The organism is Lentzea kentuckyensis (genome assembly GCF_002150765.1).
Taxonomy (GTDB): domain Bacteria; phylum Actinomycetota; class Actinomycetes; order Mycobacteriales; family Pseudonocardiaceae; genus Lentzea; species Lentzea kentuckyensis.
This window is the reverse complement of record NZ_MUYM01000015.1, coordinates 56,863-79,085: the sequence shown is the minus strand read 5'-3', so window position 1 is coordinate 79,085 and position 22,223 is coordinate 56,863. Positions and strand designations below refer to the sequence as shown.

Genomic DNA, 22,223 nt, shown 5'->3' with positions numbered 1-22,223 from the left:
TAGATTCGCTTTGCAACTAGGGACGCAATGGCCCCGTTCAGGTTGCGACGAACCTACCGGGGCGGCAGCACCAGTGCTTCGAAAAGGCGCGTGACCTCGACCGACGGGTCTTCGGTGAATCCGGTGTGCGCGGGTGACGTCTGCACGATCGTGCTGCGTGGCGCCGTCAGCCAGCGGAACCGTTGCCCGATCGTGGTCCGGCTGACCGGACCGGCGTCGGGCGTGCCGTCGCACGAGTTCGTGAGGTGCTTCAGCGACGTTTCCAGCGTCTCGACGTCCAGCTGCGGGTCCAGCGCCCGCAGCCGCTCACCGTCCACATAGGTCTTCGCACAGAGGAAATCCAGCTCACGGCAGTAGACGATGACGCCCACGTTCATGAACTCGCCCCGCTCCTGCCGCGGCACCGCCCGCAGCAGCGCGTACTCAAACACGTGCGGCACGCGCGGCCTCCAGCGAGTCGACCCAGCCGCGGTTGGCGAGGCGGTAGGTGAAGAAGTCCTTGTAACGCTGCCGCAGTTCGGCCGGATCGCCTTCCAGCCACTCGTCCGGTACCAGTGCGAGCACGTCGTCGAGCAGCTCCGGCGTGATCCGCTCCGCCATCTCGGCGTCTACTTCGGACACCGAGGCCGCGTTGGGCAGCATCGCGTGGTCGGCCGAGTCGTACCGATAGTCCTTGGTAGCGGGGCGTTCCTCGCTCCACGAGTAGTGGAAGTACAGCGCGGCGCCGTGGTCGATCAGCCACGGTTCCCGGTGCCACAGCAACATGTTCGGGTTACGCCAGCTGCGGTCCACGTTGAGCACCAACGCGTCGAACCACAGCAGCTTCGTCGCGAGCTCCACACCGGGGTCGCGCACGATCGGGTTGAAGTCGAACGAGCCGGGCAGGTAGTCGAGGCCGAGGTTGAGGCCGCCGCTGGCCCGCAGCAGTTCCTGGACCTCCTGGTCCGGTTCCGCGCGCGCCAGCTCCGGGTCGAGGTGCACCAGGACGATCTCGGGTATGCGGAAGCCCAGCCGCCGGGCCAGCTCGCCGACGACGATCTCGGCGACGAGCACCTTCACGCCCTGTCCCGCGCCGCGGAACTTCACCACGTACATACCCAGGTCGTCGGCCTCGACCAGCCCCGGCATGGACCCGCCCTCACGGAACGGCGTCACATACCGGGTGGCCGTGACCTCCCTCAGAAGACTCACCCGCGCATGATCACACGAACACCTGCGCGAAGCCGAGCAGAATTCCGCCCCAGCCGCCCTCGCCACTGACGCCCTCGCGGACCCGTTCCGGCCTCGTGAAGTGCCGCTCGAAGTTGCGATGCACCAGTTCCACTCGGGTGCCATCACCCTCGGCCGTGAAGGTGATCTCCACCTCGGACGACCGCGCCGGGTCCGGGTCGTAGTCCCAGTCACCGTCGAGGTGCCAGGCGAGCAGCAACCGCGCGGGCGGCTCCCAGGCCTTGACCGAACCCCACTCGCACTCGGCGCCGTCAGTGCCGATCTCGTACCAGCGGCCGCCCTCGCGCGGTTCGACGACGACGTCCTTCAGGTCCGCCTCGCCGATGTGGTGCGCCGCGGGCCACCACGTCACGAACTTCTCCGTGAACACCTTGAACGCGTGGTCCGCGCCCGCGTTCACCAGCACCGATCTCCGGACCTCAGTCATTGTTCCTCCACCACCGCCGCGAAGTTCGCGAGTGCCTGACCCCACACGTCGTCGAGGTAGTCGCGCATCGCGGCCACCCCGACGTGGTCGACGGAGTACCGCCGCCGTGTTCCCTCCGCCTCGACGCGGACCAGCCGTGCCTCCTTGAGCACCTTGAGGTGCTGGGACACGGCCGGCCGCGACACGGGCAGCTCGGCGGCGATCTCCCCCACCGCTCGCGGCCTGGCCACGAGCAGCGTGAAGATCTCGCGGCGGGTCGGGTCGCCGAGCGCCGCGAACGCCGTTTGGTAAGTCTCCACGAACGGTAAGTTAGAACTTACGGATTCACCCTGTCAATGCCTCGAAGTAGGCGGCCTGCCCCGCCCTGTTCGGGTGATAGGAGTCGCCGGTGGGGTTGACCAGCCCGTTGATCCACGGCTCACGGGAGCAGACGCCGTGGTCCGCAAACGCTTCCCTCACGTCCACGTACCGCGCCCCCGCTCGCCCGGCCGCCTCGCCGATCACGCCGGACACCTCGTCCGCGGCGTCGTTGAGGGAGACGCGCTTCATCGTGGACAGCGCGCGGCAGCCGTCGACCTGCGTGAACAGCCGTGGATAGCCGAGCACGACCAGTTCGGCGTTCGGCGCGGCCTCCCTGATCGCGGTGTAGGTGGCGTCGAGCCTGGCCGGCAACTGGTCGCGGGCGAACTGCCGAGCCTTTTCCACCCGCTTGTGACACGCGTAGTCGCTCTTGAGCACGCAGGTCGTCATGACGTCGACGAACCCGAGGTCGTTGCCGCCGATGGTGATCGTGACCAGCGTGGTCGCCGGGGTCAGCGCCTTGAGCTGCGACCGGAGCGACTTCGTGGTCGCTCCGCTGCACGCCACGAACTTGAACGACGGGAAGTCCTTGCCCCGCAACGCCGGGTAGGCGTTCGAACTGCGCCGGCAGGACCCGTCCACATAGGAACCGGCGCCCGCTCCGGACGCGTAGGAGTCGCCGAGTGCGACGTACTCCGGTGCGAACGGCGCGGGCGCCATCAGTGCTACGACAAGTACCCCAGCCATGAGACCCATAAGGGCCGGGATACCACTGTGGACGATCGACCAGAAGGGTGTTAACCCAGTCGGGTGGGCAGCACGCAGACCGGGATCGCGGTCTGCAGAGCGGTGCCGGACGGGGTCAGCCCGCCGGTCGCCCGGTCGACCGCGAACGACGTCACGTTGTTCGAGTTCTGGTTGGCCGCGAACAGGAACGCCCCGGACGGATCCAGGATGATGTGCCGCGGGTACTTGCCGCCGACCGGGGTGTGCCCGACGAGCGTCAGCTCCTGGCCGTTGACCGCGAAGTGCGCCACGCTGTCGTGCCCGCGGTTCGACAGGTAGACGTGCTTGCCGTCACCCGACACCAGCACCTCGGCCGGGTAGTTGCGCACACCACCGGACGGCGCGGTCTTCAGCACCTGACCCGGCGTGAGCTTCCCGTCGGCGTACGAGCAGGACACGATCGTCGAGTCGAGCTCGTTCGCGACGTACGCGGTCCTGCCGTTCGGGTGGAACGCGATGTGCCGCGGTCCGGCGCCCGGCTTGAGCTTCGCCGTCGAGACCAGCTTGAGCTGACCCGCGACGAACGAGTAGACGAACACCGAGTCGGCGCCCAGGTCGACCGCCAGCGCGTACCTGCCGGCCGGGTCGAACACGATGTGGTGCGCGTGCGGGCCCTCCTGGCGTTCCTTGTCCGGCCCCGAACCCTTGTGCTGCACCTTCTGCGTGCGCGCACCGAGGCTGCCGTCGGCCTTGACGGGGAACACGCTGAGCGAGCCCGACGAGTAGTCCGCGGTGATCAGGAACTTCCCCGACGGGTCGAGCGTCAGGTGGCACGGGTCCGCGCCGCCGGTCGCCTGCTTGTTGATCACCTTGAGCGTGCCCGCGTTGATCGCGGTGACCTCGCCCTTGGTGTTCTCGTTGACCGCGTAGAGGAACCGGCCGTCGCGCGACTCGATCACGAACGACGGGTTGACCACGCCGGAGATCACGCCGGTCGTCTTCAGCTGGCCGTTCGCCGTGTCGTAGGTGCCGATGCCGATGCCCTTGGCTCCCCCGCTCCACGTCGTGTAGGCGCCGAAGAAGACTCTCCTCGTCAGGGGTGCCGCCTCAGCGGTTCCTCCGGTCATCAGCAGCCCAGCTCCCACACCCATGGCTCCGAGAAAACGTCGCCGGTCCACACCCACGTCCGCACCTCCGGATACTCTCGTCGGCGGCGCAGCCCACAGTGGCCTAGACCGTTACAGTCAGGCAATAGGTGCAATGAAGATTGCGTCTAGCGCAACGGGTCGGCGGAGATCAGCCGGGCCTTCTCGGCCTCGATGTCGTAGACGGGCGGCGGGAACTTCGGGTCCATCTCGCGCATGGTCTCCAGCAGCAACCGGCTCACCGCCCAGTTGCGGTACCACTTGCGATCAGCGGGAACGGCGTACCAGGGCGTGTCGGCGCAGTTCTTCAACGCCTGGGTGTACGCGTCCTGGTACCTGGACCACTTCGAGCGCACGTCGATGTCGGCCGGGTTGTACTTCCAGTGCTTCTTCGGGTCGTCCAGGCGGGCGAGCAGCCGTTCCTTCTGGACCTCCGGCGAGATGTGCAGGAAGCACTTGATCACCGTGACGCCGGAGTCGGCGAGCTCCTTCTCGAACGCGTTGATCTCCCGGTAGCGCGCCCGGATCTCCGGGGCCGTCAGCAGCTTCTCGACGCGCGGCACCAGCACGTCCTCGTAGTGCGAGCGGTCGAACGCGCCGATGCGGCCCTTCTCCGGCAGCACCTTCCTGATCCGGGTGAGGAAGTGCTGGCGTCGTTCGGCGGGAGTCGGCTTCTTGAACGACGCGATGCGCACACCCTGCGGGTTCACCAGGCCGACGACGTGGCTGACCACGCCACCCTTGCCCGAGGTGTCCATGCCTTGCAGGACGAGCAGCACCGCGCGAGAGTTCTCCGCGTAGAGCGCTTCCTGCAGGTCGTCCAGCTCGGCCCCGGTGGCGGCGAGGTCCCCGGCCGCGTCCTTCTTGTTCTTGGGGCCGATCGGACGGCCGGCCGGGTCGAGGGTGGAGAGATCCACCTCATCGAGTCGCAGAGCTTCACGAACCGACTTCTTCGCCATCATCTGACCGTAGCGATTCACCGTCGATTCCGCCCGCTGTGCAAAGATCACCCACTGATTGGTGAATCTACGCAACGAACTGAGGCAGTGCGCAACGCATCACGGTCGAAATCGCTTGTTCGCGCCCCTAGCCTTGGAGGATGACCGCCATCGCTGAGCACAACACCACCACCAGCGCTGACTTCATCGCCCTGGACGAAGAATGGAGCACGCACAACTACCACCCGCTGCCGGTGGTTCTCTCGCATGGCGAAGGAGCGTGGGTCACCGACGTCGAAGGGCGCCGCTACCTGGACTTCCTGTCCGGCTACTCGTCGCTGAACTTCGGCCACCGCCACCCCGCCCTGGTGGCCGCCGCCGTCGAACAGCTCGGCCGCGTCACGCTGACCAGCCGGGCGTTCCACCACGACCAGTTCGGCCTGTTCTGCCGTGAGCTCGCCGCCCTGACCGGCACCGAGATGGTGCTCGCGATGAACTCCGGCGCCGAGGCCGTGGAGTCCGCGATCAAGGTCGCGCGCAAGTGGGCGTACCAGGTCAAGCGCGTGCCGGAGGGCACAGCCGAGATCATCGTGGCCGGGTCGAACTTCCACGGCCGCACCACGACGATCGTGTCGTTCTCGACCGACGAGACCGCGCGCAACGACTTCGGGCCGTTCACGCCGGGCTTCAAGGTCGTCAAGTACGGCAACCTCGACGAGATCGAGTCCGCGATCTCGCCGCGCACCGCGGCGGTGCTGATCGAACCGATCCAGGGCGAGGCCGGCGTCGTCGTGCCGCCCGCCGGGTACCTGGCCGGGATCCGCCGCCTGTGCGACGAGCACAACGTGCTGATGATCGCCGACGAGATCCAGTCCGGGCTCGGCCGCACCGGCACGCTGTTCGCCCTCGACCACGAGGACGTGCGCGCCGACCTCTACACGCTCGGCAAGGCGCTCGGTGGCGGCATCCTGCCGGTGTCCGCCGTGGTCGGTTCCCGCGCGGTGCTGGGCGTGCTGAAGCCCGGTGAGCACGGGTCGACGTTCGGCGGCAACCCGCTCGCCTGCGCGGTCGGCCGCGCGGTCGTGCGGCTGCTGGAGACCGGCGAGTTCCAGGAGCGGTCGCGTGAGCAGGGCGCGTACCTGCACGCCGAGCTGAACAAGCTCGTCGGACGCGGTGTGGCCGAGGTGCGCGGGCGCGGGCTGTGGGCCGGTGTCGAGATCGCGCCGGGCGGTCCGGTGGGTCGTGCCGCCTCCGAGGCCCTGTCCGCGCGTGGGGTGCTGTGCAAGGAGACGCACGCGTCGACGTTGCGCGTCGCACCGCCCCTGGTGATCACGCGCGACGAGATCGACCTGGGTGTCCAGGCAATCGCCGAGGTGGTTCGCCCCGATTTGGGGTGATTTGGAGTTCTATGAACGGCGCTTTCGTGGACCTGAGGTCCACAAAAGCGCCGTTCATGGTTTTCGCTGGGGCATGATTACTCGTATGGGTGAAAGGGTTCGGACTGAGGCCGCCGCCGCTCTGGGGCGCTGGGTTGAGCCGGAAGAGGTCTACGCGCAGGGGCGTGCGTTGCGGTCCTCTGTGGACTTCAAGGCGCACCGGACCGTGTCGCTGGCCGCCCGGCGCCCGTCCGTGCTGGAGTTCATGAACGCCAGCAACTCGGGACGGCTCGAGCACCTGATCCCGTTGCGGGTCGGCCGGATGCTCGCCAACCCGTTCGCGTTCTTCCGCGGCGCCGCCGGGCTCCAGGCCGGCGATCTCGCCACCGGGTGCGCGACCGGCCTGCACGCTCAGTTGTGCGGTGACGCACACGCGGCGAACTTCGGCCTCTACGGCACGCCCGAGGGCCAGATCGTCATGGACATCAACGACTTCGACGAGACGCTGCCCGGCCCGTGGGAGTGGGACCTCAAGCGGCTCGTGGCGTCCCTGGTGCTGGCGGGCCGGGTCGGTGGCGTGTCGGACAAGGGCTGCCGGGACGCCGCCGAGGACGCGGTGAGCGCCTACCGCGCCGTGATCAAACACCTCGCCGAGATCCCGTTCCTGGACTCGTGGACGGCGCTCGGCGACGAGTCCACGCTGTCCAAGGTCAAGGCCGACGACCTCGTCAACGACTTCTCCAAGGCCGCCGAGAAGTCCCGCAAGAACACCAGCGCCCGGTTCGCCGCGAAGTGGACCGCGCACGACGGCGAGAAGTGGCGGTTCATCACGAACCCGCCGACCTTCACCGACGTGTCGCCTTCGACGGAGGACGCGGTGATCGCCGCGCTGCCGTCCTACGTGGACACCCTGCGCGAGTCGCGGCGGAACCTGATCATGCGCTTCGGCGTGTCCGACGTGGCGTTCCGCGTCGTCGGCACCGGCAGCGTCGGCCTGCGCAACTACCTGATCCTGTTGCACGGCAACGGCACCGAGGCGTTGGTGTTGCAGGCCAAGGAAGCCAGGCCGTCCGCGCTGCAGCCGTTCCTGGACGTCGAGCCCGCCAAGCACGAGGGCAAGCGGATCGTGCACGGCGCGCGGCTCGTGCAGGCGGAGTCGGACATCCTGCTGGGCTGGACGACGATCGAGGGCCGGCCGTTCATCGTGCGGCAGTTCCGCAACCGCAAGGGCGAGATCGACGCGACCACGTTGAAACGCGACGACCTCGACGACTACGGCCGGTTCGCGGGTGCCCTGCTGGCCCGCGCGCACACGCGTTCGCTCGACCCGCGCCTGCTCGCCGGGTACTTCCAGAACGGTGGCGGTGAGGACCTGGACGAGGCGTTCGCGAAGTACGCGTTCGACTACGCCGACCAGACCGAGGCGGACCACGAGGAGCTGACCAGGCTCGTCAAGAACGGGAAGCTGCCCGCGGTGGTGGAGGACCGCTGACGCGCCTTCGGGCTTCTCCCGAGAAGTTCACCTAGCCTGGCGGTATGAAGATCCGCCGCGCCGCCTCCCCCGACGACGTGTTCGCCGCAGGGCACCTGTTCGACGCGCCTCCCGTGCCCGAGGCGACCGCGCGGTTCCTGGCGCAGGATCACAGCCACCTGCTGATCGCCTACGTCGACGACCAGCCAGCCGGGTTCGTGTCCGGTGTGGAGACGACACATCCGGACAAAGGCACCGAGATGTTCCTCTACGAGCTGGGCGTGGACGACGCGTTCCTGCGCCGCGGCATCGGCACGGCCCTGGTGGAGGCGCTGAAAGCCCTTGCGGCGGAACGGGGTTGCTACGCGATGTGGACCGGCACCGCCGCGGGTGACGCGGCGGCGCAGGCCACCTACAAGAAGGCGGGCGGGTCGATCGACGACGGCGCCTTCGTCAGCTGGGAACTGTGACCTGGCGGACCAGCGCCCAGCAGCGCCTTCGTTCGGGAAAAACGCTGCAGCCGCTAGTTGCTGTCGCAGCGCCAGTACTGGTACCAGTTCACGGTCCCGCCGCTGTTGTTGCTGACCAGCCAGGCAGGCGTCACCCCGCGAGCCCGGAACCCGTAACGCGAGAAGCACTCCCGGTCAGCGGCAGATCGCGTCTCGTTCTGCGCGGCGGCGTCCGAAGGCCGCGCGCTGCCGTGGTAGCCGAGCTGGATCGGATACATGGACCAGTCGGCGTACGCCGGCACCGTCCCCAGAACGACCCCGGCTCCCAGCGCGAGGGCGAGGGCGAGGGCACCGCCCACGGTCCTGCCGGTTTTCTTGCGCACAACTACCTCCAACGAAACACCAACGAGTGTGTGATCACGTTCGCTGGCGTTCTCTGGTCCCACAAGGGGTTCGCAAGATCTTTGGGCAGTTTCGGATTCTACGTCCAGATTGGTGCGTCCACTTCGGACACCTTGCCGTCCGCCCGGAAGTGCAGGAACCGGTCGAACGACTTGGCGAACCACCTGTCGTGCGTGACCGCCACGACCGTGCCCTCGAAGTCGTTCAGCGCGTTCTGCAACGCCTCCGCCGACGCGAGGTCGAGGTTGTCCGTCGGTTCGTCGAGCAGCAGCAACGTCGCCCCGGACAGCTCCAGCAACAGGATCTGGAACCGCGCCTGCTGCCCGCCCGAGAGGTTCTCGAACCGCTGGTCACCCGCCTTGTCGAGGCCGTACCGGCTCAGCACCGACATCGCGGCACCCCGGTCCTTGCCGGCCCGCTGGCCCTCACCGTGCCAGAGGATGTCCACGAGCGTGCGGCCGAGCCACTCCGGGTGCTCGTGCGTCTGCGCGAACAGTCCGGGCACAACGCGCGCGCCGAGCTTCCACGCGCCGTTGGTGCGGACTTGATCGCCACCCAGCAGCCGCAGGAAGTGGCTCTTGCCGGAGCCGTTCGAACCGAGCACCGCGACCCGGTCGCCGAAGAAGATCTCCTGCGAGAACGGCTTCATCAGCCCGGTCAGCTCCAGCTCTTCGCACGTGATCGCGCGAACGCCGGTGCGCCCGCCCTTGAGCCGCGGGTTGACCTTCTCGTCGGTCGGGATCTCCGGCGGCGGACCCGCCTCTTCGAACCGTTCGAGCCGTGCGCACATGACCCGGTACTTCGGCGCCATCGACTCGTAGTACTTCGCCTGTTGTTGGAGGGTCCTGACGAGCTCTTTGAGCCGTTCGTGTTCCTCGTTCCAACGGCGGTGATCTTCTTTGAGCTTCTCGATGCGTTTGTGACGCGCGGCGTGCCAGGTGCCGAACGAGCCCGGATGCGTCCACGCGGAATGCGCCTCGACCGTGACGACGTGCGTAGCGGCGTTGGCCAGCAACTCACGATCGTGGCTCACGACCAACACGGCCTTGTCGGTGGCTTTGAGCCGTTCCTCCAGCCAGCGCTTGCCGGGGACGTCGAGGTAGTTGTCCGGCTCGTCGAGCAGCAGCACCTGCTCGTGGCCACGGAGGAGGGTCTCCAGCACCAGGCGTTTCTGCTCCCCGCCCGACAGCGTGCGCACCTCGCGGAACCGGGCCCGGTCGTAGGGCAGGCCGAGCGCGGCGACCGTGACGGTGTCCCAGAGGACCTCGACGTCGTACCCGCCGGCCTCGCCATAGCTGGTGAGAGCGTTCGCATACCGCATCTGGGCGGATTCGTCGTCGGTGTCCATCAGCGCCAGCTCGGCGTCGTCGAGCTCCTGAGCGGCCAGGCGCAGCGCTTCAGGTGCGACGGACAGCAGCAAGTCGCGCACGAGTGAGGAGTCCCGAACCGAGCCGATGAACTGCGGCATCACCGCAAGGCCGCCCTGCACGTGCACGCTGCCCTGCTTGGGCGCCAGCTCACCGGCCAGGATCCGCTGCAGCGTCGTCTTGCCGACGCCGTTCGCCCCGACCAGCGCCACCACGGTGCCGCCGCTCACCTTGAACGAGACGTCACGGAACAACTCCCTGCCGTCCGGCAAGGCGTACGCGAGCCCGTTCGCTTCCAGATAACCCACGCCGCAGATGGTCGAGGTTGACCAGGTCCAGCGCCAGCGAGTTTCTGACTACCGGAACCTGATCGGGTACCTGCGCAGCACCAGCGCGCCGGCCACCACCAGGAGGCACTGGAAGGCGGGGCCGAAAGCGCCGATCACCGTCAGCAGCACCGTGAGGCCGCCGAAGACGAGCAGGCAGGCGTAGAACAACCACGGCCGGACCCCGCGGTTCATCGCGCGGGCGAGTCTCGGCTCGTCGGCGAGCAACCGCTGCTCGATCTCCTCGAGCGAGCGGCGTTCGGCTTCACTCAGCATGGGTGCCTCCGGAAGACGTCGGGACGTCATCATTCCCGCTCGTCACCCAGTGGATACTCGAACGCCGCCGGAGTCAAACTCGGTCTTGAGGTACCCGTGCCCATTTCGGGGTTTCGACCAAATCTCGCGCCTGTCAGCGGCTCAGCGCGACCAGCCGGGAGACCGCGCGGAGGTACTTCTTGCGGTACCCGCCGCGCAGCATCTCCTCGGTGAACAACTCCGACAGCGGCTGCCCCGACACCGCCACCGGGATGTCGCGGTCGTAGAGCCGGTCGCCGAACGCCACGAGCCGCAGCCCGACGTTCTGGTCCGGCGCGGGCTTGACGTCCTTGAGGTGGACGGCACTCACCCCGTCCAGCAGCCGCCCGTACTTCGACGGGTGGATGCGGGCGAGCGCCTTGCAGAGGTCGTCGAAGTCGTCGATGGTCGAGTCCTGCCGCGCGGCCGCCTTGGCCTGCAACTCCGAGTCGGACATCGGCGGCGGGGCGTCGGGCAGGCCGCGGTGGCGGTAGTCCGGGCCGTCCACGCGCACGACGTCGAACTTCGAGGACATCGACTGGATCTCGCGCAGGAAGTCGGCGGCGGCGAACCGGCCCTCGCCGAGCTTGTCGGGGAGCGTGTTCGAGGTGGCGGCGACGAAGACGCCGGCCGCGATCAGTTCCTTGATCAGGCGCGTGACCAGCATGGTGTCGCCGGGGTCGTCGAGCTCGAACTCGTCGATGGCGAGCAGCTTGTGGGCGCTCAGCCGTTTGACGGCCTCCGGGAAGGTCAGGACGCCGACGAGATTGGTGAGCTCGACGAACGTGCCGTACGCCTTCGGGCCGGGGACCGCGTGCCACAGCGAGGCGAGCAGGTGGGTCTTGCCGACGCCGAAGCCGCCGTCGAGGTAGAGGCCTCGCTTGGCCTCGTCCTCGTCCCTCGACCCGAACAGCGACCACTTCTTCGGCTTCACGCTGACCCGCGCCGCGAACAGGCGGCCGGCCTCGACCGCGGCGGCCTGGCTGGGCTCGTCCGGGTTGGGGAGGTAGCTGTCGAAGCTGACGGTGTCGAACCTCGGTGGCGGCACCAGGTTCTCGATCAGTTCGTCAGCACCGATCTGGGGATCCCGGTCGGACAAGCGCATGCCCGCAGCCTATCGGCGTGATGGGATGTGTTCGTGCAGATGTTGTGGCCCTCACCGGGCGTTGAGATGACCGACACAGCCCTCGAGTCGCTCTACGCGTATCCCGAGGGTCGCACCTGGGTGACCGCGAACTTCGTGTCCAGCGTGGACGGTGCGGTGTCGGTCGACGGACGCTCCGCCGGGCTGGGGTCGCCCGCCGACAAGAAGATCTTCGGGCTCGGCCGGCAGCTCGCCGACGTCGTCATGGTGGGCGCCGGAACCGTGCTGATCGAGGGCTACCGGCCCGCCCAGCTGCCGATCGCGGTCGTAACGGCCCGCGGGACGCTGACGCCGGACCTGCCTCTGTTCACCGACGCCGCCAAGCCGCCGATCGTGATCACCTGCGCGGCCGCCCAGCTGCCGCGGCTGCCTGCCGAGGTGATCATCGCCGGGGAGGACCAGGTCGATCTGAAGGTGGCCGTGGCGGAGCTCGCGGCGCGTGGCCTGCACAAGATCAACCTCGAAGGCGGGCCCCGGCTGTTCGGGACGATGGTCGCCGAGGGGCTGGTGGACGCGCTGAACCTGACGGTGTCGCCGTTGCTGGCGGTCGGTGACTCCTCGCGGATCGCGCACGGCACGGTCATCCCGCCCGTCGACCTGACGCTGGCATCGGTGTTGCGGGCGGACGACGTGTTGTTGTTGCGCTATCAGCGGCGAAATTCCAGCTGAAGAGGCAGGATGGGCGCGTGGACCTACCGCTGACGCCACCTCTGCAGCCGATGCTCGCCACCGCGGTCGACGGTATACCGGATACTGCAGACCTGGTGTTCGAACCCAAGTGGGACGGTTTCCGCTGCGTGGTGTTCCGCTCCGGCGACGAGGTCCTCCTGCAGTCGCGCAGCGGCAAGCCGCTCAACCGCTACTTCCCCGAGGTCGTCGCCTCGATGCTGGACGTGCTGCCGGACCGCGTGGTCGTCGACGGCGAACTGGTGGTGGCGAAGAACGACGAGCTGGACTTCGACGCGCTGTCCGAACGGATCCACCCGGCGGCGTCGCGGGTCGCGCTGCTGTCGGAGTCGGCGCCGGCCACGTTCGTCGCGTTCGACCTGCTGGCGCTGGGTTCCGACGTGCTGCTGGAGTCGCCGACGGTCGCCCGGCGCGAGGCGTTGCTCGGGCTGCCCGGTCTCAACATCACGCCCGCGACGACGTCCGTCGAGACGGCGCGGCAGTGGTTCAGGCTGTTCGAGGGCGCCGGTCTGGACGGCGTGATGGGCAAGCCGTCGGACGGCCCGTACACGCCGGGCAAGCGTTCGATGATCAAGGTGAAGCACGCCCGCACCGCCGACGTGGTGCTGGCCGGCCTGCGCTGGCACAAGGACACCGAGCCCGGCACCGCCGTCGGTTCGCTGCTGCTCGGCGTCTACGACTCGAACGACCTGCTGCACCACATCGGGGTCTGCGGTTCGTTCAAGGCCGCCGAACGCCGCGAGCTGGCCGCCGAGCTCGCTGGCCTGATCACCGAGTCGTCCGAGCACCCGTGGGCGAATCCTCAGCCAGGCCAACGGATTCCCGGCGAGATCAACCGGTGGCGCGGCAAGCAGGCGGAGTACGTGGCGCTGCGGCCCGAACGCGTCCTGGAGATCCACTACACCCAGACCGAGGGCGAACACCCCGTGCGGCTGCGGCACAACGGCCAGTTCGCGCGGTGGCGTCCGGACCGCGAACCGCTGTCGTGCCGCTACGACCAGCTGGAGATCCCGGCCCGGTACGACGTGGCATCGGTGTTGAAGGGCGAGCTCAAAGCCCGTTAGACCTCGGGTTTCGCCGACCGGGTCGACCCGACCGAGGCGATCACGACACAGCACACCGCGACCCACTGCGCCGGTGTGAGCTGCTCCCCCAGCAGCACCAGACCGGCCAGCGCGGCCACCGCCGGTTCCATAGACATCAGGATCCCGAACACCCGCGGCGGCATCCGGCGCAGCGCCTCCAGCTCCAGCGAGTACGGGATCACCGACGACATGAGCGCGACCGCGAACCCTGCCGCGAGCAGGACCGGGCCCAGCATCGCGGTGCCGGCCGACGAGATGCCGAACGGCAGCGCGACCACCGCGCCGACGACCATCGCGAGCGCGAGGCCCTTGCCGTCGTCGGTCTTGCTGCCGAGCTTGGCCGTCAGCAGGATGTACGCCGCCCAGCACGCGCCGGCGGCCAGCGCGAACAGCACGCCCGTCCACAGCAGACCGCCCTCCACGCCGGTGAGCAGCACCACACCGGCACCCGCGAGGAGCACCCACAGTCCGTCGAGCCAGCGCCGGGATCCCGCGACGGCCACCGCCAGCGGACCGAGGAACTCGATGGTCACCGCCGCGCCGAGCGGGATGCGTTCGAGCGCCGCGTAGAAGCACAGGTTCATCGCGCCGAGGACCACGCCGTAACTCACGACGACCACGAGCGTGTGGCGGTCGATCCGCACCGACGGACGCCAGATCGCGAGCAGCACGAGCGCGGCGAAGACCAGCCGCAACGTCACGGTGCCCGCCGCGCCCGCGACGGTGAACAGCTGCTTCGCGACGGCCGCGCCCACCTGCACGCTCACGATGCCGAGCAGCACGAGCGCCGTCGGAGGGATGCCACCCATCAGCCGCGCGACGGGGAGCCGATCAGCGTGAGCCATGTCCCCCATCCTGACTCACCTTCAATTCACCTTGCACATGCGAGGCTCGGTCTCCCGGAGTGTGAACGAGAGTGAGGAATTCTGTGCGTCGCGCTGCCTTGGCCCTACTGGCAGTGAGCGTGCTGACGGCGTGCAGCGCGGGACCCTCGGGCCGGCCGGTGATCGCGGTCAAGGGCGAGGAGAACCAGCCCGTCGACCAGAGCGCGCTCGCGGGACCGCAGCCCGTGCCGCCGCTCAGCGAGTACAAGAAGGACTCGCTGGCTTGGTCGCCGTGCAACGAGCAGATGAAGGACCGCCTCGGCGCCAACGCACCCCAGGGTGACCAGACGTACGAATGCGCCCGGATGACCGTCGTGCTGGACCCGCCGGGACGTCCCGGCCGCGGCACGCTCGGCATCGCGCTGATGCGCGTCGGCACGGGCAAGAGCGCGCTGGTGGTGGTGAACGACCCCGGTGGCGAGCCCGGCACGATCAAGGCCGCGCGGCTCGCGGCGACGTTGCCCAAGGAAATCCTCAGCACCTACACGATCATCGGCGTGGACCGGCGCGGCACTGGCCGTTCGGACGGCATGTCGTGCGTCCCGCAGGCGACGCGCGCGCAACTCGTCGAGTACGACCCCGCCGAGACCGAGCAGTCGAACCTCGTCGTCGCCTCGGGCGAGGCCGCCCAGGAGTGCGTGCTCGACCTCGAAGGCAGGCTGACCGCGTTCGACTCGTGGCGCGCGGCCTCCGACCTCGAACGGCTCCGCGACTACCTCGGCACCGACCGCCTCAACGCCATCGGCCTGGGCGAGGGCTCGCGGGTCATCACGACCTACGCCCAGCGCTACCCGAACCGCATCGGCCGCACCGTCCTCGACGGCGCCCCGGACCCGACGCTCGACCAGGTCGGCGTGCTGGAGTCCCGGGCCGCGGCGGCCGAAGCGACGTTCGCCGCGTTCGCCACCGACTGCAAGACCCGCGGCTGCGCCCTGGCGAACCCGCGCGAGGACGTCCAGGCGCTGCTGGGCCAGCTGCGGACGAACCGGGTCCGCGGCGAGTACGTCGACCTGACGCCGGGCTCGGCCCTGAACGCGATCCTCGCCGGCCTGGCGGACCGGGCGCGCTGGCCCCAGCTGACCGACGCCCTGGTGAAGGCCCGCGCGGGCGACGCCAGTGGTCTGTTCACCCTGCTCGACCCGCTCGTGAACGACCTCGACGAGAACCCGCCCCGCTTCGACGCGGGCCTGGTGATCGGCTGCAACGACACCGCCACCCGCATCCCACCGGACCGGGTGAAGGCCCTGACCGCGGACTGGCAGGGCAAGCACGCCCTGTTCGGCGCCGTGTTCGCCCGCGAGCTGCTGCACTGCAACCCGTTCCCGCCGCCCAAGGCCGAGAAGGTCGACGCGCTGAAGAGCGCGCCTCCGATCGTGGTCCTCAGCACGGCCAACGACCTCTCCACCCCCGCGTCCGGCAGCGAGCACGCGGCGCAGCGGCTGCCGGGGTCGGCGTTGATCGGCTGGCAGGGCAGCGGGCGCGGCGCGCTGGGCCTGTCCGGGTGCGCGACCACGGCCGTGCGCGACTACCTGATCGACGGGAAGGTGCCGTCGAACGGCACGGTCTGCCCGCCCTGATCGAGCACGTGCTCCAGCCCAGAAGTCCCTGGCGCCCCAAGGATTCCCTCAGACCCGGACATGGCGCGGGGAGCCTCCCGCGTGACCACAACGCGGAAAGCTCCCCGCCGAATCTTGGTGTCAGCAGCTCGAACAGCAGCCGCAGCCGGGCCCCGTGCACCCGGAACAGCACCCACACGTACCCATCAGGGCCTCCCCGTCCTCCAAGCCGGACCTGCGCGGGACATCCGCGCATCCCACGGTCCGCCCCGGCACCAGCCCTGGGAAGCCCTCTCACCCGAACGCGTAAGGACAACCACCCGGTGCGTCGCAGCACGTAACTTCGCTACGCGCCCAGGTCGTTCAGAGCCTTCTGCGCTGCCTCCAGTTCGGCGCGCAGTTGCTCCACGCGGGCCAGCTGCTGGGCACGCGCCGCGTTCAGGACGCCCTCGACGATCTCGGAGACCTCCTCGGTCAGCAGCTTCGCGGCCTGCGCCACGGCGGCCGGCGAGACCGGGGTCGGGCGGATCGTCCTGCGGGTGCCCTGCAACACCTCCACGGTCCACTCGCCCTCGCCCGTGGTCACCAGGGTGACGGTGACCTCGGGTGTGGCGTTCTTCGAACCTGACGGCTTGCGCGCCGGCTTCGCGGGTGTGGCCTCCGCGGGAGCGGCAGCGGGTTTCGGCTTGGGGGCCGCGGGCTTCACCGGCGCCTCCGGGACGTAGGGGTAGAGGATCTCAGTCTCGCGCGGCGGCTCCGGTGGCGCAGGAGGCGGGGTCGCCGGCTTCTTGCGCGGCGGAGGTTTCTCCAGCGTCAACTCGGCCGGGGAGAAGGACATCTCGTCCTTCGAGCCCGTCGGCCGGACCTGGATGAAATCGCCCTCTTCCGGGTCGGTGAAGGCCAGCAGCTTCGCCGACCTGCCCGCCTCCATGCCCACCGCGGCCGCCGTGAACCACACCAGCGGCTGGGTGCCTCCGTCCAGTTGCGAGCGCAGGCTGTCGACGTCGTCCGCCGACAGCCCGCTCTTCTTCGCCATCGCGCTGCCTCCCCACCGTTCGAACACCTGTGCCCCAGCATGCCCTACAGCCCTGACATTTCTGAGCACCGGGGTCGGCAGCAAGATCACTACGGGTTGCCGTCGGTCCCGCAGATGTAGCCCGCGTTGATGCAGTTGCGGACCCGGCGTTCCAGCTCGGCGGGATCCCACGCGTTCATGAAGTCACCGTGGAAGGTGTAACCCGGCGCGCTTGTCACGTTCGCTCCACCAATCGTGCCTCCCAATGACAACCCGGTCCCGTTCACCGGATAGGTGATCAGGAACTCCAGCCGCGGCACCACCACCGGATGCGACGACGGACAGACCAGCCCCACCGCGAACGCCATGTGGTCGCGGTGGTTCGCCGAGTCGAGATCCCGGCCGTTCCAACAGGTCGGGAAGTCCAGGTAGGTCTCGACCTTGGTGCCCGGCGGGCACACCAGGAAGTCGCGGCTCGACGGCGACTGCGTGGTGCAAGACCACCGCGCCGCGGGGTTCTGGTCCGGTGAGGCCGCCTTCGAGTTGCCCACCACGTACCGCAACCCCTGCGGATGCGCGACCGCCCGAGTGCGGTCGTGAATACCCTGGTAGTAGATCGTCACGCTGTCCGGCGCGACGGGCTGACCGTTCTTGTACAACGTCGGCACCCAGTACGCCGACCTGTCGGAGATCGGATTGCAGTTGGTCGCCCCGGCCCGCAACGACGTGAGCGTCGAGAACGCGTTCGTCGTCCGGTTGCCGAAGAACTCGTGCATGTGGGAGACGCCCGACTGGTTCTGGAACACGATCGGGTCGTTCTGCCCGCGATGACTGGCCCCGCAGGTCACCCGGAACTCGGACCCGGGAATCGCCTGCTGCTCCACCATCGCCCGCGCCTGCTCGGCGCTGTACGCGTAACTGTGCCCCGCGTGCGACACCGCCGGCCGGTGCCCCACCACGAGTCCCGCCGCCACGAGCGACACCGCCACCGCCGCGACGCCGATCGTTCCTCGAATCCGTACGTGCATCGAAACTCCTCTCGCACCACAATGTGTGAGAGCGCTCTCATGACAGGTACGGTAAACCCGATTGCCACCACATGTCCACGTGAGGGTTGCTCAGCGATCCCAGGCCACGGTGTCGTCACCGGGATGCTGGGCGAGGTAGAGATCCGTGCCGTAGCGGTAGAACCGCCCGCCCGCGATCGCCACCGCCGTCAGGTGCTCGATGAGGTCACCGCAGTCGAACGGCGTGCGCGCGGACACCAGCCGGTACTTCTTCAGGTAGTCCCGCCGCACCGCCAGCGGCAGCCATTCGGGCTCCGCGGCGACCGCGAACGCGTGCCGCTCCGGTAACCACCGGGCCTCCGTCGCCATCCCGGACGTCAGCAGGACGTAGGTGTAGATCGAATACGGCCCGGACCGGTCGTGGTCGAAGCTGTCGTCTTCGTCGTCGTCGGTCCAGCAGCCGATCAGAAAGGCCCGATCTTCGGTGTCCACCACGGGATAACCAGGCAGGCCGCGCTCCACCAGGTTGTCCCGCAACGCCGCGCAGGCGGTGCGGAAGTCGGCGCTCAGCTGGGCGAACGCCTCCCGGTCGGCCTCGGCCGTGAACGAGGTGTCCACGGCGTCGGCCCGGCGGATGGCGGTGTCGAACCGCCGGCGGAACTCGTCCGCACTCGTCACCGCGACCCCCTGAACTCCTCCGCGACCGCGCGGATTCCCCTTACCACCTCGGTGAAAGCGGCGTCGCGATCGGCGTGGGCGGTGATCGGGACACCGTCCTGCGGCAGGCCCTGCAGTTCGGCGAACGGGAACCCGCGCCAGTCGCACGGTCGCAGAATGATCGGCACCACCCGCGCGGTGTGCTCGCGGTGCCGTTGCATCGCTCGTTCCATCTCGATGTCACGGCAGTAGTCCGACGCCAGGAAGTCCGCGCTGATCAGCAACAGGATCAGGTCGGCGGCCTCCAGGTTGGCGTCGATCTCGCCGCTCCACTCCTGCCCCGGCTGGATGCGGCGGTCGTGCCATCCCTCGACGGCGCCTTCCCACCGCAGCGCCGAAAGGTGCGTCTCCAACTCGCGGCGCAGCGCCTCGTCGCGGTGGGAGTAGGAGATGAACATCGTCATGCCGCGGCCGGGCTCGGTCGGCGCAGGACGGACAGCCGAAGGTCCGTCCACGGCACCGAGCGCCACCAGCAGCTGCCGCTCCGCCTCCGAGAGACCCTGTGCCCCGGTGATGTCCAATCCCTCGTACTGGCGCGGAATGCGCAGCACCTGGTCGCCGCGCCGGCCGGACAACCGCACGGCCTCGTCGGCACCCGCGTGCGCGATCGCCTCCAGCCGCGGGACGTAGGCGACCGACCGCACCAGTCCGTTGGCGGTCTCGGCCCCGTCGCCCGGCTCGAAGCCGGGCAGTGACCACCGCCGGATCCGGCCGTCCAGACCGCCGCTGACCAACGTCCCGTCCGGCGTCACCACCACCGACGACACACCGGACGGGTGCGCGTCCACCTCGCGCAGGCACGCACCGTCCGAGAGCCGCCATTGCCGGAGCATTCCGTCCGAGGACCCTGTGACCACGCTGTCCTCGTCCAGGAACTCCAGGCACGTCAGCTGGGTCGGTGCCTGTGCCACGACGGTGCCGGAACCCGTTGCCAGGTCCCACTTCCGCAGCGCGCCGTCCTCGGCGACCGAGTAGAGGGTCCTGCCCTGCGCGGCGAACTCGACCGCGCGCACCATGCCGCCGTGCCCGGCGAGCTCGTGCACCATCCGGCCGCCGCGCAGGTCCCACACCCGCACCATCAGGTCGGCCCCGCCCGCCGCCACCTGCCGGCCGGGAGGGTCGAAAGCCACTGTGTAGAGCCAGTTCCGCGATCCGGTCAGCCGCGCCACCGGGCTCAGCGTCCGCACGTCCCACAGCCGGACGTCCCAGTCCTCGCTCGCCGACGCGAGCCGGGCGGCGGACGGGTCGAACGCGACCGCCCGCACTCCGCCCTGGTGCCCGGGAAGCTCCTTGACGCACTGCCCCGTCGCCGGGTCCCACAACCGCACCGAGCGGTCGTGCGAGCCGGTGGCGAGCAGCTGTCCGTCCGCGCTCGCCGCCACCGAGAGGATCGACCGCGACGTGCCCTTGAGGACCTCGAGGCAGTCGGCCGTCTCCAGGTCCCAGAACCGAACCGTGGCGTTCGAACTCACCACCGCGAACATCGTGCCGTCCGGATCGGTGTCCACCGGCCAGACCCAGCCGTCGTCGAGGTGGATCGTGCGCAGGCACCTGGCCAGCGCGGGTTCGGCGATGTCCCAGATCCGCACGCCGCCGCCGCGGTCGCCGGTGACGAGCCAGTCACCGCTCTGCCGCCGCGCGACGCTGACGCCCCACACCGGCGCGCTGTGACCGGGCAGTTCGACGACGAGCTCACCCGTGGCCACCTGCCAGATCCGCACCATCCCGTCGTCACAGCCGACGACGACGTGATCGCCCGCACCGGTGAATCTGACCCAGCGGCCGTCGACCGGGCCCGGCACGTCGACCGGTCGCCTCGTGCCGGTGGCGAAGTCCCACAACGCCAGGCCGAACCGGTCGCCGGCGACCGCGACCACCGTGCCCGTCGGTGCCGTGTCGACGCCCCAGATGCCGCCCTCGTGCTCGCCGACCGCCACGGCCTCGCCGGGCAGCCCGTCCGGCGGCACCGGCCACGCCAGCAGCCGCGGATCCGTGCCACCGGCGAACAACGTGTTGCCGTCCGGGGAGAACGCCATCGAGCGGACCATCCGGGTCGGCCCGGTGAGGTCGAACGGCAGATCCGTGGTGAGGTTCCAGATCCGGATCGCCCCGCGGTCGTCCGTGCTCGCGAGCCGCGCGCCGTCCGGGGAGAACGTCAGCGCTCGCACGAACTCGCCACTGCCCGGCAACGTCTTGCGCCGCAACCCGCCCGGCACGCTGATCAACGCGACGTCCCCACCGCTCTGCCCCACCGCGACGATGCCGCCCTCCGGCGAGAACTGCAGTGCGAACACGTAGTGGTAGGTGTCGGGGAATCGGCAGCCGTCGAACTCCGTGTACCTCGCGTCGGCGCCGGCCAGCTGCACCCCGGACAGATCCAGTTGCCGCAGCACCAACGCGCTCAGGTCCGCGTGCGAGAGGTCCGGGTCCAGCGTCGCGTGCAGGGAGATCGCGTTCGCCGCGGTGAACGAGCCGTGGTCCGGCCGGTCAACCCGCGCCCGGTCGAGCACCCCGCGCAGCCGGGCCGCGATCTGGCCGGGCGACACCGCGCGTTCGCGCAGTTCCTCGACCACCGGGCCGGCCACGAACCGGCGCTGGCTGTGCCGCACGAACTCCGGGAAGGCCGCGTCCACCAGGCCGAAACACGCCAGCAGACGCGCGTGGCCGGTGGAGATCTCGTCCGCCAGCGCCATGATCAACCTGGCCGTGATGAACTCGAGGATCATGTACTGCAACAGGAATCGGCCACTGCGCTCGATCACCAGCGAGCGCCGCAGCAGCTGTTGCAGGACCGCGCTGACCTGCGCGCTGGACAGGTGCAGCGCGGCCTTGGCCCCGATCTCGCGGATGCTCAGCGGCTGGCGCGCGACGGACAACCGGTACATGACCAGCTTCTCGTCCGGTGACAACCGCTGGAAGTGTTGCTGCAGCAGGTTTTCCAGGTCGCTGAAGACCGTGTCGCCGTCGCTGAGGAACTCCCCGATGTCGCCACCGTGCAGGTCGCTGATCAGGTCGGCCGCGAGCTTGATCGCGAGCGGGTTGCCGCCGTACCGGGCGATCAACTGGGTCCGCGCGTCCACGTCACCGCGCAACGGCCTGCGCGCCAGCAACATCCGGGCGGGAGCACGGGACAGACCCGACAGGCGCAGCGAGCGGATCCGGTGGTCGTCGTCGCGCAGGAGTTCGGGTTTCTCCCGCGACGTGATCAGCACCATGCAGGTGTGCGAAGAAGTGGCGAGCTGCTGAAGAAACGGTCCGTAGTCCTCGTAGCCTGGCCGGAACGCGTTCGGGAAGCGTTCGGAGTCGAGCAGCACCTCGAGGTTGTCCAGCACGACCAGAAAGCGCCGCGACCCCAGGCAGGTCAGCAGTTCCTCGACCGGTTCGCCACTGCCGCCGTCCACGCGGTCGGGAAACTGGGACAGCATGTTCGCGACCAGATCGGACAACGGTGGCGCGTTCGTCAGCGTGTACCAAAGCGTGCCGGAGAACTCTTCCTTGTGCACCGCCGTGAACTGGTAAGCGAGTGCGCTCTTGCCGACACCGCCCACCCCGTAGACGGTGCACACCCGGCATCCTGTCGCGGCGAAGTTGATGAGTGACGCAACGTCTTTGGTCCGGTTCACGAACGTTTCCGCACTCGCATAATGCGGATCGACGAACAGCGAAGTCATGGCGCC

22 protein-coding genes are annotated in these 22,223 nt (G+C 69.1%); 6 read left to right on the top strand and 16 right to left on the bottom strand.

The window, feature by feature from the left end; genetic code table 11:
- Positions 1-53: 53 nt before the first annotated feature.
- From B0F77_RS08715 to B0F77_RS08685, 7 genes are all read right to left on the bottom strand, one after another.
- Complete coding sequence (locus tag B0F77_RS08715; protein ID WP_086662292.1) at positions 54-440, bottom strand: DUF3037 domain-containing protein; 387 nt, start codon at positions 438-440, stop codon at positions 54-56.
- Positions 424-1,191: a HipA family kinase gene (locus B0F77_RS08710; protein WP_086662291.1), complete on the bottom strand. Its 768-nt coding sequence runs from the start codon at positions 1,189-1,191 to the stop codon at positions 424-426. The genes B0F77_RS08715 and B0F77_RS08710 overlap by 17 nt, the downstream gene beginning before the upstream one ends.
- Before the next feature lie 10 nt (positions 1,192-1,201).
- Positions 1,202-1,657: an SRPBCC family protein gene (locus B0F77_RS08705; protein WP_086662290.1), complete on the bottom strand. Its 456-nt coding sequence runs from the start codon at positions 1,655-1,657 to the stop codon at positions 1,202-1,204.
- On the bottom strand, positions 1,654-1,956 hold the full coding sequence (locus B0F77_RS08700; protein WP_086662289.1) for an ArsR/SmtB family transcription factor: 303 nt from the start codon (positions 1,954-1,956) through the stop codon (positions 1,654-1,656). Before B0F77_RS08700 ends, B0F77_RS08705 begins: the two co-directional genes overlap by 4 nt.
- Before the next feature lie 25 nt (positions 1,957-1,981).
- Positions 1,982-2,677, bottom strand: coding sequence for an SGNH/GDSL hydrolase family protein (locus B0F77_RS08695; protein WP_245847896.1), 696 nt, complete (start codon positions 2,675-2,677; stop codon positions 1,982-1,984).
- 77 nt (positions 2,678-2,754) lie between these two features.
- The gene (locus tag B0F77_RS08690) at positions 2,755-3,834 is read right to left on the bottom strand and encodes a lactonase family protein (protein WP_245847895.1); all 1,080 of its coding nucleotides are present in this window, start codon (positions 3,832-3,834) and stop codon (positions 2,755-2,757) included.
- Positions 3,835-3,956: 122 nt separating this feature from the next.
- Positions 3,957-4,787, bottom strand: a complete 831-nt coding sequence (locus B0F77_RS08685) for a PPK2 family polyphosphate kinase (RefSeq protein ID WP_086662463.1) — start codon at positions 4,785-4,787, stop codon at positions 3,957-3,959.
- A 140-nt stretch (positions 4,788-4,927) separates the two neighbouring features.
- Between B0F77_RS08685 and rocD the strand changes: the two genes are divergently transcribed.
- The 3 genes from rocD to B0F77_RS08670 all read left to right on the top strand — a co-directional run bounded on the left by rocD (position 4,928) and on the right by B0F77_RS08670 (position 8,083).
- On the top strand, positions 4,928-6,163 hold the full coding sequence (gene rocD / locus B0F77_RS08680; protein ID WP_086662287.1) for an ornithine--oxo-acid transaminase: 1,236 nt from the start codon (positions 4,928-4,930) through the stop codon (positions 6,161-6,163).
- Between the two features lie 85 nt (positions 6,164-6,248).
- Positions 6,249-7,634, top strand: a complete 1,386-nt coding sequence (locus B0F77_RS08675) for a DUF2252 domain-containing protein (protein WP_086662286.1) — start codon at positions 6,249-6,251, stop codon at positions 7,632-7,634.
- A gap of 44 nt (positions 7,635-7,678) precedes the next feature.
- Positions 7,679-8,083 (top strand): GNAT family N-acetyltransferase, encoded by a 405-nt coding sequence (locus tag B0F77_RS08670; RefSeq protein ID WP_086662285.1) that lies wholly within the window; start codon positions 7,679-7,681, stop codon positions 8,081-8,083.
- Between the two features lie 53 nt (positions 8,084-8,136).
- Here B0F77_RS08670 and B0F77_RS08665 read toward each other — a convergent pair whose 3' ends face one another.
- The 4 genes from B0F77_RS08665 to zapE form a co-directional block, all read right to left on the bottom strand.
- Positions 8,137-8,445 (bottom strand): hypothetical protein, encoded by a 309-nt coding sequence (locus tag B0F77_RS08665; RefSeq protein WP_086662284.1) that lies wholly within the window; start codon positions 8,443-8,445, stop codon positions 8,137-8,139.
- Between the two features lie 98 nt (positions 8,446-8,543).
- A complete protein-coding gene (locus B0F77_RS08660; RefSeq protein WP_086662283.1) occupies positions 8,544-10,139 on the bottom strand; it encodes an ABC-F family ATP-binding cassette domain-containing protein in 1,596 nt (531 codons plus the stop codon).
- 48 nt (positions 10,140-10,187) lie between these two features.
- Positions 10,188-10,433 carry a DUF3040 domain-containing protein gene (locus B0F77_RS08655; RefSeq protein WP_158102648.1) on the bottom strand — a complete coding sequence of 82 codons (246 nt, stop codon included), beginning with the start codon at positions 10,431-10,433 and terminating at the stop codon, positions 10,188-10,190.
- A 133-nt stretch (positions 10,434-10,566) separates the two neighbouring features.
- A complete protein-coding gene (zapE, locus tag B0F77_RS08650) occupies positions 10,567-11,556 on the bottom strand; it encodes a cell division protein ZapE (RefSeq protein ID WP_086662281.1) in 990 nt (329 codons plus the stop codon).
- Between the two features lie 66 nt (positions 11,557-11,622).
- Between zapE and B0F77_RS08645 the strand changes: the two genes are divergently transcribed.
- Positions 11,623-12,264 (top strand): pyrimidine reductase family protein, encoded by a 642-nt coding sequence (locus tag B0F77_RS08645; protein WP_245847894.1) that lies wholly within the window; start codon positions 11,623-11,625, stop codon positions 12,262-12,264.
- A 17-nt stretch (positions 12,265-12,281) separates the two neighbouring features.
- Positions 12,282-13,346, top strand: coding sequence for an ATP-dependent DNA ligase (locus B0F77_RS08640; protein ID WP_086662280.1), 1,065 nt, complete (start codon positions 12,282-12,284; stop codon positions 13,344-13,346).
- Here B0F77_RS08640 and B0F77_RS08635 read toward each other — a convergent pair.
- Positions 13,343-14,212 carry an EamA family transporter gene (locus tag B0F77_RS08635; protein ID WP_245847893.1) on the bottom strand — a complete coding sequence of 290 codons (870 nt, stop codon included), beginning with the start codon at positions 14,210-14,212 and terminating at the stop codon, positions 13,343-13,345. The two genes, B0F77_RS08640 and B0F77_RS08635, sit on opposite strands and share 4 nt — an antisense overlap.
- 113 nt (positions 14,213-14,325) lie before the next feature.
- Between B0F77_RS08635 and B0F77_RS08630 the strand changes: the two genes are divergently transcribed.
- Positions 14,326-15,828, top strand: coding sequence for an alpha/beta hydrolase (locus tag B0F77_RS08630; protein WP_245847892.1), 1,503 nt, complete (start codon positions 14,326-14,328; stop codon positions 15,826-15,828).
- A gap of 325 nt (positions 15,829-16,153) precedes the next feature.
- Here the strand turns inward: B0F77_RS08630 and B0F77_RS08625 are convergent, their stop codons facing one another.
- The 4 genes from B0F77_RS08625 to B0F77_RS08610 form a co-directional block, all read right to left on the bottom strand.
- Positions 16,154-16,843, bottom strand: a complete 690-nt coding sequence (locus tag B0F77_RS08625; RefSeq protein ID WP_086662461.1) for a DUF6319 family protein — start codon at positions 16,841-16,843, stop codon at positions 16,154-16,156.
- An 89-nt stretch (positions 16,844-16,932) separates the two neighbouring features.
- The gene (locus B0F77_RS08620; protein ID WP_086662277.1) at positions 16,933-17,850 is read right to left on the bottom strand and encodes a DUF1996 domain-containing protein; all 918 of its coding nucleotides are present in this window, start codon (positions 17,848-17,850) and stop codon (positions 16,933-16,935) included.
- Positions 17,851-17,940: 90 nt separating this feature from the next.
- Complete coding sequence (locus tag B0F77_RS08615; protein WP_086662276.1) at positions 17,941-18,507, bottom strand: hypothetical protein; 567 nt, start codon at positions 18,505-18,507, stop codon at positions 17,941-17,943.
- Positions 18,504-22,217: a TIR domain-containing protein gene (locus B0F77_RS08610; protein WP_086662275.1), complete on the bottom strand. Its 3,714-nt coding sequence runs from the start codon at positions 22,215-22,217 to the stop codon at positions 18,504-18,506. Before B0F77_RS08610 ends, B0F77_RS08615 begins: the two co-directional genes overlap by 4 nt.
- Positions 22,218-22,223: the final 6 nt, after the last annotated feature.

Bases quoted from the DNA above. Each gene is read 5' to 3' on its own strand.
- B0F77_RS08705 (WP_086662290.1), bottom strand. From the start codon at position 1,657: ATGACTGAGGTCCGGAGATCGGTGCTGGTGAACGCGGGCGCGGACCAC.
- B0F77_RS08695 (WP_245847896.1), bottom strand. From the start codon at position 2,677: ATGGCGCCCGCGCCGTTCGCACCGGAGTACGTCGCACTCGGCGACTCC.
- B0F77_RS08690 (WP_245847895.1), bottom strand. From the start codon at position 3,834: ATGGGTGTGGGAGCTGGGCTGCTGATGACCGGAGGAACCGCTGAGGCG.
- B0F77_RS08685 (WP_086662463.1), bottom strand. From the start codon at position 4,787: ATGGCGAAGAAGTCGGTTCGTGAAGCTCTGCGACTCGATGAGGTGGAT.
- rocD (WP_086662287.1), top strand. From the start codon at position 4,928: ATGACCGCCATCGCTGAGCACAACACCACCACCAGCGCTGACTTCATC.
- B0F77_RS08675 (WP_086662286.1), top strand. From the start codon at position 6,249: ATGGGTGAAAGGGTTCGGACTGAGGCCGCCGCCGCTCTGGGGCGCTGG.
- B0F77_RS08670 (WP_086662285.1), top strand. From the start codon at position 7,679: ATGAAGATCCGCCGCGCCGCCTCCCCCGACGACGTGTTCGCCGCAGGG.
- B0F77_RS08655 (WP_158102648.1), bottom strand. From the start codon at position 10,433: ATGCTGAGTGAAGCCGAACGCCGCTCGCTCGAGGAGATCGAGCAGCGG.
- zapE (WP_086662281.1), bottom strand. From the start codon at position 11,556: ATGCGCTTGTCCGACCGGGATCCCCAGATCGGTGCTGACGAACTGATC.
- B0F77_RS08645 (WP_245847894.1), top strand. From the start codon at position 11,623: ATGACCGACACAGCCCTCGAGTCGCTCTACGCGTATCCCGAGGGTCGC.
- B0F77_RS08635 (WP_245847893.1), bottom strand. From the start codon at position 14,212: ATGGCTCACGCTGATCGGCTCCCCGTCGCGCGGCTGATGGGTGGCATC.
- B0F77_RS08625 (WP_086662461.1), bottom strand. From the start codon at position 16,843: ATGGCGAAGAAGAGCGGGCTGTCGGCGGACGACGTCGACAGCCTGCGC.
- B0F77_RS08620 (WP_086662277.1), bottom strand. From the start codon at position 17,850: ATGCACGTACGGATTCGAGGAACGATCGGCGTCGCGGCGGTGGCGGTG.
- B0F77_RS08610 (WP_086662275.1), bottom strand. From the start codon at position 22,217: ATGACTTCGCTGTTCGTCGATCCGCATTATGCGAGTGCGGAAACGTTC.